We start from the raw sequence: 13,449 nt of genomic DNA on the forward strand, positions 1-13,449 counted from the left end.
CCGAGGTGACCATGACCGAGAACGCAACGTCCTCCTCGCGCATCGTTTCCGAGCGCCGCCTGATCGAAGGCCCGGTGTCCGACGTCCAGCTTCAGCTCATCAACAAGCGCCGGCATGACGTGCAACGGTTCTCGGCCGAGCGCACGCTGGTGATGATGCACGGCGCCACCTTTTCATCCGCCAGCCTGTTCGACGTCGCGGTTGGTGGCGCCTCCTTCATGGATGTCCTGGCGCAGGCCGGCTACGATGTCTGGGCCGTCGATGCGCGCGGCTATGGCGGCTCCAGCCGGCCGCCGGAGATGTCGCGGGGGGCCGAGGAGGGATCTCCATTGGTCAATGCGCGGACCGCCGTGGACGATTTCGGCGCGGCGGTGGACTTCATCTGCCGGCATCGCGACGTCCCGCGCGCCAACGTGCTCGGCATGTCCTGGGGCGCCACCGTCGCGGGCATGCTCGCGAGCGCGGCGAGCGCGAAGCTCGAGAAGCTGATCCTGGTGACGCCGCTCTGGCTGTCCAGCGAGCCGCTGCGCATCGACGCCGGCGGACCGCTCGGCGCCTATCGGATCGTCAGCCCGCGCGCGTTCGAGGCTGCGTGGCGCGGCGCCGCTCCGGAGCAGGCGCGGGACAAGCTGATTCCGGACGGCTGGTTCGAGTCCTGGGCGGAGGTGACGCTCGCGACCGATCCGGACTCGCCGTACCCCGGCGCGATCCGCGCGCCTTTGGGCGCGGTGCAGGACGTGCGCGAGCATTGGACTGTGGACCAGCCGATCTACGATCCCAGCACGATCAACTGCCCTGTTCTCGTGCTCTCGGCGGAATGGGATGTGGACGTCCGCTTCGACGTGGCGCACGACCTGTTCGTTCGTCTCGTGAGCGCGCCGTACAAGCGCCTGGTCGAGATCGGGCAGGGCACGCACATGATCCTGATGGAGCGGAATCGACGGCAGGCGTTCGATGCGGTGATCGGATTTCTGGACGAGCGCGTCGTGCCGGCGCGTTGATCGTCGCGCGGACGGCCTGCACCGCGTTAGAGCGGATGCCGAATCCAGACATTCGGCTCGACATAGGCGGCATGGTCGTGCTCGACCGACGCGAGCACGGGCACGAGAGCAGCGGGGACCTCGATCTCACCCGAGCGATCGAAGGTCACGCCGGTCCATTGCGACCACTCGGCGAGCGTGCCGACGATGGTCATCGAGCACGGCGCGATCTTGACGATCTCGCCACCGATGCCGAGGTGCGTGCGCAGCCAGGAATCGACCAATCGGCCGTCTTCGCGCCGCTGATCGAGATAGGCGCGCATCGGCGTCCGCGGCGCCAGATGTTTCTGGTTCGGTCGCACCGGCGCATACAGCTCGGCAAAACCTTTGGCGCGTGCGCAGCCTTTCAGAGCCGCGAGCATGGCGAGCGAGCTGCCGGGCACGCGCGCCTTCGGCAGCAGCGCAATCTCCAGCGCACTCATCGTCGTCGGCCGCCGTCCCAGCAGGCGGTCCTCGTGACCCCAGCGGATCACCTCGTCCCAGCCCGCATCCGGCAGCGTGCGGCGGCCGTCGATGCCGAAGGTGAAGGGGACGGCGAAGGCGCGCCCGACCACCTCGTCACCGGCGAGCGCCACGTAGGCGCAGTCCGCATATTGGTCGAACACTGGCGGATCATAGTACAACGTCGCCGTCCGGTCCTGCCGCATGAACTCCGGCCAGATGGCATCCAGCTCGGGCGAGAACACGCGCGGGATCAGGTCGGGCCGATCACGCAAACAGATGATGTCGAGGGGCATTCGGTTCTTCCGGGCCGCGGGGGCGTGCAGAGCGGACAGCTTAGGCGGTCGGGCCGTCTGCGACCAGCGGATGTGGCGGGAGACGGGCCGGATCGCTCCCTTGCCGGCGGTCGAATTTAGGATTCGCTTTTTCGGAAAAGTCTGCTATGCTGATTTGGTCCCGTGCTCGACAGGAGGGGCGCTTCGCGATCGTCACGGACGTGGAGTGCGGGATGCGGTGGCCGCGACGTGTCGCAGCGTGCCCTGATGGCGCGCGGACGAACGGCATGGCGCGGACGTGAAGTCGCGTGGTCCTGGCATCCCGAAGCTGATGCCAAGCCGGCGGGTGATGATGATCCCGACGGCGACGGTGGCCAACAAGCCGGGCACCGGGGAGATCGCGTATAAACGTGAAGACCATCGCGCAGGGAATGCCGGATGTCGGCTGGACCTGTGGTGACTGCCGCCTGCTTTTTTTCTGCAGGCGGGCCATGGGTTGCGGCCAGCAGCCCGGCATTCCCTGCGCCCTCCGATTGGAGGAGGGTGAGATGAGAGCGGCAAAGCTCGGGCACATCGTGTCGCGAGAACAATCTTGCATGAGTGGGCACCGTCATTGCGAGCGCAGCCTTTCAACGTCGCGCCGCTGGCCATGACGCACCCTTGCGCGATGCGATCAGATCCCGAGCGCCTCCAGCGCTGCGGCGATGTCGGCCGTCGAGCGCACCAGCACCGCCTGCAGCCCGCTGGCCCGCGCGCCGTCGATGTTTTCAGCGAGATCGTCGAAGAATACGATGCGCTCGGCGGGCACGCCGATCGCATCGACCACATGCGCGTAGGCCTCGGCGTCCGGCTTTCGCAGGCCGATCGACGACGACAGGAAGATCTCGCGAAAGTGACCAAGCAGGTCGGCGTAGCGCGGCGAGAAGTGATCGATGTGCGGCTGGTTGGTGTTGGAGAAGGCATAGAGCGGCAGTTTCTCCGCCGCGCGTGCGAGCAGCGGGACGATGCCCGGCATCGGACCGACGAAGATCGCGTTCCAGCCCTCGAGAAACTGCGCGTCGGTGATGTCGATGCCGAGCTGCCGGCGCAGGTTGGCGAAGAAGTCGGCGTCGGAGACCGTGCCGCGCTCATGGCCGTGGTAGATCTCGTCGCGCACGAAGCGCGCGGCGAGATGCTCCGGCGCGCAGCCGGCAAGCGCGGCCCAGCGCGAGACGACCTGGACGAAATCGATGTCGATGACGACGCGGCCGAGATCGAACAGCAGCGCGTCGGCGTCGCCGGGGCGGAGAGCGGAGGAGGGCATGGAGGGGGGCGTCGATGGCTGGCGTTGAACGGAAGGGCCTCCGCCTCAATAACGGTAGGGCTCGATGTCGACCAGCGGAAACGCGCTGACGACGCTCGGCTGGTTGGTGGCGGTTGCCGGATGCAGGTAGGAGCCGTTGAGCTCGGCGAACGAGGTGACGCCGAGCAGGCCGAGCGCGCGGATGACCTCGTCCTCCAGCAGCTCGAGCATGCGCAGGATGCCGTCCTCGCCGGCCGCGGCGAGCGCCCAGCATTGCAGCCGGCCGATGCCGACGAGGTCGGCGCCGGAGGCGATCGCCTTGACGATGTCGGTGCCACGGCAGAAGCCGCCGTCGACCATGATCTTTGCCCGGCTCCTCACGGCGGCGACGATCTCCGGCAGCACTTGCATGGCTCCGCGGCCATGGTCGAGCTGGCGGCCGCCATGGTTGGAGACGTAGATCCAGTCGACGCCGTGATCGACCGCAATCTGCGCGTCCTCGGCGGTCGCGATGCCCTTGATGATCAGCGGCAGCTTGAACTTGTCCTTGATCAGCTTGACGGTGTGCCAGCTCAGCGCCTTCTGGTGGTCGCCGCCGGTCGCGCGCAGCCGGCTTTCGCGGACGTAGCGCTTGGCGATGTCGCGCTCGCGCCGGCTGTAGTGGGCGGTGTCGACGGTCAGGCAGAACGCGGTGTAGCTGTTGGCGACCGCCCGGCTCACATAGTCCTCGACGAAGGCGTCGTCGCCGCGGACATAGAGCTGGAAGATTCGCAGCGCGTCGGGCGCGGCCTCGGCGGTCTTCTCCAGCCCGGGTTCCGACACCGAGCTCAGCATGTGCGCCGCTCCGAATCGGCCCGCCCCACGGGCCACGCTGGCCGCCCCTCCCGGATCGAAGATTTCGAGCGCACCGACCGGGGCCATGACCACCGGCAGGCGCAGCTTGCGTCCGAAAGTTTCGACCGAGGCATCGACCCTGGACACGTCGCGCAGCACGCGCGGACGGAACGCGATCTCGTCGAGCGCCATCCGGTTCCGACGCAGCGTGGTCTCGGTTTCGGCCCCGCCGATGATGTAGTCCCAGGCGTTCTGGTTGAGCTGGGCGCGCGCCTTGCGGATGAGCTCGTGCAGGTTCTGGAACTTCTCGTCGCTCGAGCCGAGTTCGACGTTCCGCCACCCGGCCTCGATCGGGGTCCGTTGGTTCATGTTTGCCTCCCAGCGACTGTCATGTTTGCGGTTTTGCCGCGGAGCATTGCCCATGGAGCGGGCCGGGAGCAAGCCATTCCGAACTCGAGCTTCCCGGGCGCGCGCAGGGAGCGGCGCCCCGCAGGCCCAGGCCATCAAATCGCGGCGTGGTACACGGCTCGTCGAATTGTGATCATGGGTGTCCGTGAAAGACGGGGTATGTTCAGCAGGGCTCGGCGCCGGCGCAGCCTTGAGCTTGATTTCAGCCTGTGAACGTCCATTTCGGATGCGAGCGCCGGCGGTCGGGCCCCGGTACGGCGGCGCAATATCGGCCTTGAAGAAACCGGAAATGTGGTGTGTGTTCGCAACACAAATCGCGCCGGCAATGCGTGCGGACCATTTGATCGGCCGGCCATCCAACAAACGCTCGGGAAGCAAACAATGCGGAAAAACTGGCTGTTCTTGGCGGGCACGATGACCGGCGTCGGGCTGACCCTGATGGTCACGGGTCCCGACGGCGCGCAACTCGTTGCGAAGGCCAAGGCCGCGGCCGGCATGGCCGACACCTATTCGCAGCTCAATCTGTTCGGCGCGGTGTTCGAGCGCGTTCGCGCCGACTATGTCGAGAAGCCGAGCGATCCCGCGCTGATCGAAGGCGCCATCAACGGCATGGTGTCCTCGCTCGATCCGCATTCGCGCTACATGAACGACAAGTCCTGGCGCGACATGCAGGAGACCACGTCCGGCGAGTTCGGCGGACTCGGTCTCGAGGTCACCATGGAGGAGGGCCTGGTCAAGGTCGTCGCGCCGATCGATGACACGCCCGCGTCCAAGGCCGGCGTTCTCTCGGGCGATCTCATCGCCAAGATCGACGGCGAGGCGGTGCAGGGACTGACGCTCGAGCAGGCCGTCGCCAAGATGAAGGGCGGCGTCAACACCAAGACCAAGCTTACCATCATGCGCAAGGGCAAGGACGCACCGCTCGACGTTACGCTGACGCGCGAGATCATCAAGGTGCGCCCGGTCCGCTATCACACCGAAGGCGGCGACATCGGCTATATCCGCATCACATCATTCAACGAGCAGACCACCGAGAGCCTGCGCAAGGCCGTCGCCAGCATCTCCAAGGACATTCCGCAGGAGAAGCTCGCCGGCTATGTGGTCGACCTGCGCAACAATCCGGGCGGCCTGCTCGATCAGGCGGTGTCGGTCTCAAGCACGTTCCTCTCGCGAGGCGAGGTGGTTTCGACCCGCGGCCGCAATCCTGAGGAGACGCAGCGCTTCACCGCACGCGGCGGCGATCTCACCAAGGGCAAGCCGCTCGTGGTGCTGATCAACGGCGGCTCGGCCTCGGCGTCGGAGATCGTGGCGGGCGCGCTGCACGATCACAAGCGTGCAACCCTGGTCGGCACGCGCTCGTTCGGCAAGGGTTCCGTGCAGACCATCATTCCGCTCGGCGCCGGCAATGGCGCGCTGGCGCTGACTACGGCGCGCTACTACACGCCCTCCGGCCGCTCGATCCAGGCGCAGGGCATCGCCCCGGACATCGAGGTCAAGCAGGACGTGCCGGACGAGCTGAAGGATCGCGGCGATCTCAAGGGTGAGGCCGGCATGCGCGGCCATCTCTCGGCGCCCGACGGCACCGAGCAGACCGGCTCGCAGTCCTACGTTCCGCCGGACGAGAAGGACGACAAGGCGCTGCACGCCGCCTTCAACGTGCTGCGCGGCGTCACCGTGAATGCCGACGTCCGTGCCAAGGCGGCGGTGCCGAACTGATCTTCAGGGTGGCGGCTTGCGGCGCCCGATGCTCACACCCGACGGGGCGGCCCTGAGGCCGTCCCGCCGTGGTTTTCGACCAGCGTGTACAAGCGGACACGGAGTATGTCCGTCTGTGTCCCGTAGATCATGGCGGAGCCGTGGACTTCAAGCGGCGGACGGGACGACTGGTTGGTAGGGTTTGAGTTTGGCTTGTGGAAAAGCCTCAAATTGCAACGGTATTTATCGGTTCGGAACTGGCTCACGCGGCGTTGGGGCGCGAATGGCGGCCGGTTGAGGGATTGGCGCGCTGCGCGGCGAACAATTGCCCCACGTCGGCTGCGGGCTTCGGAGGGCTGAACAGATAGCCCTGCATCTCCGAGCAGCCGAGCCGCTTCAGCACCTGGCGCTGCGCCTCGGTCTCGACGCCCTCGGCGGTCGTCGACATCTTGCGGATGGCGGCGATGTTGACCACGGCCTGGACGATCGCCGCGGAGCCCTCACTCTCGGTGATGTCCTGGACGAAGCAGCGGTCGATCTTGATCTTGTCGAACGGAATGCGCTGGAGGTAGCTGAGGCTCGAATAGCCGGTGCCGAAATCGTCGAGCGCGATACGGACGCCGAGCGCGCGCAACTGGTGCAGGGTGTCGAGCGCGTCGTCGTCGCGGATCAGCACCGCTTCCGTGATCTCGAGCTCCAGCCGATGCGGCGGCAGGCCGGAGGTCGCAAGCGCATTCGCGACCTTGAGCGCCAGGGTGCCGCTCTTGAACTGCACCGGCGAGACGTTGACGGCGAGCCGGATGTCGTCCGGCCAGCTCACAGCCTCGGTACAGGCGACCTGGAGGACGCGTTCGCCGAGCAGGTTGATGAGGCCCGTGTCCTCGGCGATCGGAATGAACTCGGCCGGCGAGACGGTGCCGCGGGTCGGATGCTTCCAGCGCACCAGCGCCTCGCAGCCGACGATGCGGTCGTCCTGCAGGCTCAGACAAGGCTGGTAGTAGACCTCGAGCCGATCGTCGGAGATGGCTTGGCGCAGGTCGACCTCGAGCTGGTGGCGCGCCTTGACCTGGGCGTCCATCTCGGGCTCGAAGAAGCGCCAGGTGCGCCGTCCTGCGGCCTTGGCGGCGTACATCGCCAGATCGGCGTTCTTCATGATCTGGTCGAGATCGGTGCCGTGCTCGGGGATCAGCGCCACGCCGATCGAGGCGTCGGCGGTGAGCTGATGGCCGAGGCAGTAGCGCGGGGCGCGGATCGCGCTGAGAATATCCTCGATCAGCTGTTCGACGTCCTCGCGGTTGCGGATGGCCGTCTGAACCACGGCGAACTCGTCGCCGCCGAGGCGGGCGACGAATCCCGTGGTGCCGACACAGGTGCTCAGGCTCGCCGCGACGGATTTCAACAGCTCGTCGCCGACGAGGTGGCCGAGCGAATCGTTGACGCCCTTGAACTCGTCGATGTCGATGTAGTGCAGCGCGAGGCGCCGGCCTTGGAGGACGCCGGTCAGCTCCTCCTTGAGGCGCTCGTGAAACAGGGTGCGGTTCGGCAGATCCGTCAGGGCATCATAGTGCGCCAGATGCGTGATCTGCTCCTCGGACCGTTTGCGCTCGGTAATGTCCTCGTGGGTGGCGAGCCAGCCGCCGCCCGCGATCGGCTCGTTGACGATCTGGATCCAGCGACCGTCCGTGGTCTCGATGATCTGCGAGGTCTTGCGGCCGATGTCGCGCAGCACCGCATCGGCATATTCGCCGTCGTCGCCCGCGAGCGAGCCGGTCGCCTTGCGGTGCGCGATCAACTCGCGGAACGTGCAGCCTGGTTTCACGACGTCGGCAGACAGGCCGTACATGTCGACGTAGCGCTGGTTGCTGATGACCAGGCGCTCCGATGCGTCGAACAGCAGGAGGCCCTGGGTCATGTTGTTGACGGCCTTGTCGAGCCGTTCCTTCTCCAGCGTCAAGCGGCGGCTGGAGGCGTCGTGGTCGCTGATCAACCGGCGCACCACGACGTAGAGCATGCCGGCGATCAGCAGCACCGAGGTCACGCCGACGGCGATCAGGAAGCGCATCTGCTCGCGCCAGTCGGCGAGCGCCGCCGAGACCGTCGTCGTCGCGGTCACGATCAAGGGATAGCTCGTCAGCCGGTGCGACGCGCCGATGCGGTGCTCGCCGTCGACGGGGCTGCTGAAAATGCCCGTGGTGTTGCCATCGCCGGCCAGGATCTGGCGGAAGATCGGCGCGCTCTTGTAGTTCTGGTTCTGCATGCCCTCGTGGCGTGGATGGCGGGCCAGAAGGGTTCCGTCGCGATGCATCATCGAGATCGCCGCGTCGGGCCCGAGCGCGACGGAGGCGAAGAACCGCTCGACATTGATGGGTTCGAGGCTGCGGCCGATGATGCCCAGGAACTCGCCGTTGGGACTGGTCAGCTTCAGGGCGATGACCGCGACATATGTGCCGGTGATCCGGCCCACGACCGGTTCGATCAGCAATTGCGGCGCGGTCGGATCGGCTTTCAGCCGCTTGAAAAAGGTGCGATCGGCAATATTGACGGGCGGCACCGGCCAGGTCGCTCCGGAGTTGATCAGGTTGCCGTCGGAGTCGAAGATGTTCAGACCGCCGACATAGGTCACCGCGCTCAGCTTGTCCTTCAGCATGGCATTGACGGCGGCGCTTCCCATCTGCTCCTTGAAGCGGGCGCCGGTGTCGATATGGTTCTGTCGGACGTAGTTGGCGAGATCGCGCTGGATCGCGCCGAGATCCTCCATCTGCTGATCGAAATGACGCGCCAGTAGAAGGACGGTGTTCTCCAGCTCGCGCGTCGCGCTGTTCAGCGCGCGTTCCCGGAAACTGTCGGCCATGATGGTCGTGCCGATCGCGATGGCTGCAATCAGCACGAGGCCTCCGCCGACCAGCCAGCGGATCGGTCCACCGCGGTCGGTCGAAGCTCTGAGGGCATTCCGTGGACTAGCGTTGGTCGTCATCGGTCCTGAATACGCTTGCGATAGGCGCTTCGGGATGGAACCGCTACGATGTCCCTCCCACAACCATTGCTATAGGCCCGCTATGGAAGTGAGGTTAGGAAGTTGAGTTAGCGAACAATTAATTCGAAGTTGTATTTGGTTTTCCAATACCTTCAGGCGCGATAACGCCCGGACTTGCCGCCGATCTTCTCGGTCAATCGGATACCTTCGATGCGCACGCCGCGCTCGGCGGCCTTGATCATGTCGTAGATCGTCAGGCAGGTGACGGACACGGCCGTTAGGGCTTCCATCTCGACGCCGGTCGGCCCGGTGACCTTGACGGTTGCACTGACGATGCAGCCGGGCAGCGCAGCGTCGGGGGTGATGTCGACGGTGACCTTGGAGAGCGCCAGCGGGTGGCACAGCGGGATGAGCTCGGATGTGCGCTTGGCGGCCATGATGCCGGCAATGCGAGCCGTGCCGAGTACGTCGCCCTTCTTGGCGTTGCCGGAGATGATGAGCTCGAGCGTCGCGGGACTCATCACCACGCGGCCTTCGGCTGTTGCCGTGCGCTCCGTTGCAGCCTTGTCCGACACGTCGACCATGCGGGCTTCGCCACGAGCATCGATGTGGGTGAGGGCGGGAGCGCCGGGTGACTTGTCGGACATTGTCACTCAGCCGCGCTGGCGGAGGCGGCATCGCGCGCGAGCAACGCGCGGGTCGCCGCCGTGACGTCCGCCTGCCGCATCAGGCTCTCGCCGACCAGGAAGGTCTGGATGCCGACGCGCGCCAGGCGCGCGAGATCGGCCGGCGTGAAGATGCCGCTCTCGCCGACCAGCAGACGCTCCTTCGGGACCAGCGGCGCCAGCGTCTCGGAGGTCGCCAGCGTGGTCTCGAAGGTGCGCAGGTTGCGGTTGTTGATGCCGATCATCGGCGAGCGCAGCTTCAGCGCGCGATCGAGCTCGGCGCGATCATGGATCTCGATCAGCACATCCATGCCGTGGGCGAGCGCGGCGGCCTCGATCTCCGCAGCCGCGGCGTCATCGAGCGCGGCCATGATGATCAGGATGCAGTCGGCGCCATGAGCGCGAGCCTCGACCACCTGATAGGTGTCGAACATGAAGTCCTTGCGCAGCACGGGCAGGGCGGTCGCGGCGCGTGCGGCGACCATGAAGTCCAGATGGCCCTGGAACGACGGCGTGTCGGTCAGCACCGAGAGGCAGGCCGCGCCGCCGGCCTCATAGGCCCTGGCGAGAACAGGCGGATCGAAATCGGCGCGGATCAACCCCTTCGACGGCGAAGCCTTCTTCACCTCCGCGATCAGCGCGTAGTCGTGGTTCGCATGCTTGGCTCGGATCGCCGCGACGAAGCCGCGCGGCGCTGAGGCATCACGCGCTCGCGCCTCGAGATCCGACAGCGGGCACGCCCGCTTGGCGGCCGCGATCTCCTCGCGCTTATAGGCTTCGATCTTGGCCAGGATATCCGACATGGCGCGCTCCGCAGATCAGTCGTTCGAGACGTCGATCAGCTGCTTCAGCCGCGCTGCTGCGGCGCCGCTGTCGAGCGAATCCCGGCCGATTGCGACGCCTTCCTTCAGCGTCTTGGCGCGGCCGGAGACAACCAGCGCCGCCGCGGCGTTCAGCAGGGCCACATCGCGATAGGGACTCGGCAGGCCATCGAGCACACTCTGCAGCGCCACGGCGTTGGCCGCCGCGTCACCGCCCTTCAGACCATCGCTGCCGCACAGGCCAAGCCCGGCCTCCTCGGGCGAGACCTCGAAGGTACGGATATGGCCGTTCTCCAGGGCGGCGACGAAGGTCGGGCCGGTCAAGGTGATCTCGTCGAGCCCGTCGGAGCCGTGCACGACCCATGCGGCTTCCGAGCCAAGATTCTTCAGCACCTGTGCCAACGGCTCCACCCATTGCCGCGAAAACACGCCGACCATCTGGCGCCTGACGCCGGCCGGATTGGACAGGGGACCGAGCAGATTGAAGATCGTGCGAGTGGCGAGCTCGACCCGGGTCGGACCGACGTTCTTCATCGCCGGATGATGCGCGGGCGCGAACATGAAGCCGATGCCGGCCTCACGCACGCAGCGTCCGACCTGGTCGGGCTTCAGATCGATCTTGACGCCGAGCGCGGCGAGCACGTCGGCTGCGCCCGAGCGCGACGACAGCGCGCGGTTGCCGTGCTTGGCGACCGGCACGCCGGCGCCGGCCACGATGAAGGAGGCGCAGGTCGAGACGTTGACCGAGCCAGAGCCGTCACCGCCGGTGCCGACGATGTCGACCGCGCTCGCCGGCGCGTCGACGCGCAGCATCTTCGCCCGCATCACGCTGACGGCGCCGGTGATCTCCTCGACCGTCTCGCCGCGCACACGCAGCGCCATCAGCAGCGCGCCCATCTGCGACGGCGTCGCCTCGCCCGACATCATGCTGTCGAAGGCGGACGCCGCCTCCTCGCGGGACAGCGGCGCGCCGGTCGCCAACTTGCCAATGATCGACTTGAGATCGTCCATCGCGTGCCCCTAGCGATCCGTCATTGGTTGCTGCTGCCGCCGCCGACCACCTGGGCCACGGCAGCCTCGTTGATCGTCGTCCCGATGTCCTTCTCGAGCTTCATGACATAGGCCGTGCCTTGCTCGTCGGCGAGCGCGCGCTGCAACTGGTCCTTCAGCTTCTTGGTGTCTTCGGACGCGAGGTCGACCTTCGGCTCGATGATGTCGGTGACACGGAACACAATCCACTGCCGGCCGCCATCAGCCTCGGTCTGGCCGACGCCGTCCTTCGCCGTGCGGAATGCGGCGGTGATCGCTCCGGTGGGGACGCCGGGAACCGAGGCGTCGCGCTTGAACGCGCTGGCCGTCTCGACCTTCACGCCGAGCGATGCCGCCTCGTCGGCGAGCTTGCCGCCCTCGTTGAGCTTCTTGACCAGTTCGGTGGCCTTCGCGCGCAGCTTGGCTGCGACCTCGTCGTCGCGCCAGCGCGCGGCGACCTGATCCTTGACCTCGTCGAGGGGGCGATCGCGCGGCGGGGTGATGCCGAGAACCTCGAACCAGACATAGCCGCCGCGGAACGAGATCGGCTCGTTGTCGACACCGACGTCGCTGTTGAAGGCCTGCGCAACGACATCCAGGCCAAGCGGGATGTTCGAAACGGGCTGGCCGTTGGGTTGCTTGCCGGACCTGTCGACCGCTTCGAGCGTGACGGCATTGAGACCGAGCTTCTTGGCGGCCTCTGACACGCTGGCGCCACCGCCGCGCTCGTCTTCCATCTTGTCGCGAAGATTGGCGACTTGCGACTTGGCGCGGTCGGCTGCGATCTCTTTCTTGATGTCGGCAGCGACGCTCTCATATTCCGGCTGTTGGCCCGGCTGAATCGCGCTGACCTTGACCAGCGCCACGTTGAACGCGCCCTTGACCGGCTGGCTGACCTCGCCGGTCGGCAGCGAGAAGGCGGTATCGGCAACGACAGGGTCGAGAATCGCCGATTTCGTCACCAGACCGAGATCGAGATCGGCTGGGTTGAGGTTGCGCTCCTTGGCGAGCTCGTCGAACGTGACTTCACCCGCGGCGATCCGGGCGCGCGCCGCTTGTGCCTCCTCCATGGTGGGGAAGGTCATCTGCTGGGCCTGGCGCTTCTCCGGCGTGCCCATCAGCGCCTTGCGCTGGTCGAACAGCTTCCTGGCGTCCTCGTCAGATACGTCGGTCCACTTGCCGATCTCTTCGGGCGTCACCACGACGAAGGAGATCTTGCGATATTCCGGCGCCTTGAACTGGGCTTTGTGCTCTTCGAAATAGGACGCGAGAACCTCGGGCGAGGGCGCATCGATGGTGCCGGCCTGCGCCGCGTCGAGCTTGATGTAATCGATCGAGCGCTGCTCGTTCTGGAAGCGGCCGAGCGCCTCGAGCATCGTGTTGGACGGCTCCAGCCCGGCCGCGATCGTGCCGGTGATCTGCCGCCGCAGCGACTGTCGGCGCTGGTCAGCCAGATAGCGCTGCTCGGTGAAGCCGAAATTGCGGATGATGGCCTGGAAACGCTGCGGGTCGAACGCCCCGTTCGGGCCCTTGAAGTTGGGATCGCTGAGGATCACCCGCATGGTCTCCGCATCGGACTGGGCGAGACCGAGACGGCGGGCCTGCTCGTCGAGGGCGGCTTCCGCAATCGTCTGCTGCAGAACGGAGCGGTCGAGCCCGAACATGCGGGCCTGCTCGGTGGTCAGCGGACGGCCGAGCTGGCGGCCGATCTGCTGCAGCCGGTCGGTATAGATCTGCCGGAACTCGTTGACCGAGATCTCCGTGCGTCCCACGGTTGCAGCCGTCGACTGCCCGAAGCCGCGGAAGATGTCGGCGATGCCCCAGATGCCGAAACTGACGATCAAAACGCCCATGACCACCGCCATGATGGTCTTGCCGAGCCAGTTTGATGAGGCCTTGCGTAATCCTCGAAGCATGGGTCCCAGTCTGTCTGCAGGAAAAAGGATGAAGAGGCCGCGCCTTAAAGCAGATTCCGCAAAAGGCCG

At 66.4% G+C, this 13,449-nt stretch carries 10 protein-coding genes; 2 read left to right on the forward strand and 8 right to left on the reverse strand.

Annotated features, from left to right (window positions below):
- The first annotated feature begins 11 nt into the window (after positions 1-11).
- Complete coding sequence (locus tag QX135_RS16835; RefSeq protein ID WP_316176372.1) at positions 12-1,001, forward strand: alpha/beta hydrolase; 990 nt, start codon at positions 12-14, stop codon at positions 999-1,001.
- A 26-nt stretch (positions 1,002-1,027) separates the two neighbouring features.
- Here the strand turns inward: QX135_RS16835 and QX135_RS16840 are convergent, their stop codons facing one another.
- The 3 genes from QX135_RS16840 to QX135_RS16850 all read right to left on the reverse strand — a co-directional run bounded on the left by QX135_RS16840 (position 1,028) and on the right by QX135_RS16850 (position 4,241).
- Positions 1,028-1,687, reverse strand: coding sequence for a hypothetical protein (locus tag QX135_RS16840; protein WP_315775304.1), 660 nt, complete (start codon positions 1,685-1,687; stop codon positions 1,028-1,030).
- A 742-nt stretch (positions 1,688-2,429) separates the two neighbouring features.
- Positions 2,430-3,059 carry an HAD-IA family hydrolase gene (locus tag QX135_RS16845; RefSeq protein WP_316176371.1) on the reverse strand — a complete coding sequence of 210 codons (630 nt, stop codon included), beginning with the start codon at positions 3,057-3,059 and terminating at the stop codon, positions 2,430-2,432.
- A 45-nt stretch (positions 3,060-3,104) separates the two neighbouring features.
- Complete coding sequence (locus tag QX135_RS16850; RefSeq protein ID WP_316176370.1) at positions 3,105-4,241, reverse strand: alpha-hydroxy acid oxidase; 1,137 nt, start codon at positions 4,239-4,241, stop codon at positions 3,105-3,107.
- Between the two features lie 420 nt (positions 4,242-4,661).
- Here QX135_RS16850 and QX135_RS16855 point away from each other — a divergent pair, with 420 nt between their 5' ends.
- Positions 4,662-5,996: a S41 family peptidase gene (locus QX135_RS16855; protein WP_315738209.1), complete on the forward strand. Its 1,335-nt coding sequence runs from the start codon at positions 4,662-4,664 to the stop codon at positions 5,994-5,996.
- A 241-nt stretch (positions 5,997-6,237) separates the two neighbouring features.
- Here the strand turns inward: QX135_RS16855 and QX135_RS16860 are convergent, their stop codons facing one another.
- From QX135_RS16860 to QX135_RS16880, 5 genes are all read right to left on the reverse strand, one after another.
- Complete coding sequence (locus QX135_RS16860) at positions 6,238-8,949, reverse strand: EAL domain-containing protein (RefSeq protein WP_316176369.1); 2,712 nt, start codon at positions 8,947-8,949, stop codon at positions 6,238-6,240.
- Positions 8,950-9,101: 152 nt separating this feature from the next.
- Complete coding sequence (gene moaC / locus QX135_RS16865; protein ID WP_315775016.1) at positions 9,102-9,596, reverse strand: cyclic pyranopterin monophosphate synthase MoaC; 495 nt, start codon at positions 9,594-9,596, stop codon at positions 9,102-9,104.
- Positions 9,597-9,598: 2 nt separating this feature from the next.
- Complete coding sequence (trpC, locus tag QX135_RS16870) at positions 9,599-10,417, reverse strand: indole-3-glycerol phosphate synthase TrpC (protein ID WP_316176368.1); 819 nt, start codon at positions 10,415-10,417, stop codon at positions 9,599-9,601.
- 15 nt (positions 10,418-10,432) lie between these two features.
- Positions 10,433-11,446 (reverse strand): anthranilate phosphoribosyltransferase, encoded by a 1,014-nt coding sequence (trpD, locus tag QX135_RS16875; protein ID WP_315775015.1) that lies wholly within the window; start codon positions 11,444-11,446, stop codon positions 10,433-10,435.
- A 20-nt stretch (positions 11,447-11,466) separates the two neighbouring features.
- A complete protein-coding gene (locus QX135_RS16880; protein WP_315775014.1) occupies positions 11,467-13,380 on the reverse strand; it encodes a peptidylprolyl isomerase in 1,914 nt (637 codons plus the stop codon).
- Positions 13,381-13,449 lie beyond the last annotated feature (69 nt).

The sequence above is a fragment of the Bradyrhizobium sp. SZCCHNR1098 genome, from assembly GCF_032489375.1.
Classification (GTDB): Bacteria; Pseudomonadota; Alphaproteobacteria; order Rhizobiales; family Xanthobacteraceae; genus Bradyrhizobium.

Bases quoted from the DNA above. Each gene is read 5' to 3' on its own strand.
- QX135_RS16835 (WP_316176372.1), top strand. From the start codon at position 12: ATGACCGAGAACGCAACGTCCTCCTCGCGCATCGTTTCCGAGCGCCGC.
- QX135_RS16840 (WP_315775304.1), bottom strand. From the start codon at position 1,687: ATGCGGCAGGACCGGACGGCGACGTTGTACTATGATCCGCCAGTGTTC.
- QX135_RS16845 (WP_316176371.1), bottom strand. From the start codon at position 3,059: ATGCCCTCCTCCGCTCTCCGCCCCGGCGACGCCGACGCGCTGCTGTTC.
- QX135_RS16850 (WP_316176370.1), bottom strand. From the start codon at position 4,241: ATGAACCAACGGACCCCGATCGAGGCCGGGTGGCGGAACGTCGAACTC.
- QX135_RS16855 (WP_315738209.1), top strand. From the start codon at position 4,662: ATGCGGAAAAACTGGCTGTTCTTGGCGGGCACGATGACCGGCGTCGGG.
- QX135_RS16860 (WP_316176369.1), bottom strand. From the start codon at position 8,949: ATGACGACCAACGCTAGTCCACGGAATGCCCTCAGAGCTTCGACCGAC.
- moaC (WP_315775016.1), bottom strand. From the start codon at position 9,596: ATGTCCGACAAGTCACCCGGCGCTCCCGCCCTCACCCACATCGATGCT.
- trpC (WP_316176368.1), bottom strand. From the start codon at position 10,417: ATGTCGGATATCCTGGCCAAGATCGAAGCCTATAAGCGCGAGGAGATC.
- trpD (WP_315775015.1), bottom strand. From the start codon at position 11,446: ATGGACGATCTCAAGTCGATCATTGGCAAGTTGGCGACCGGCGCGCCG.
- QX135_RS16880 (WP_315775014.1), bottom strand. From the start codon at position 13,380: ATGCTTCGAGGATTACGCAAGGCCTCATCAAACTGGCTCGGCAAGACC.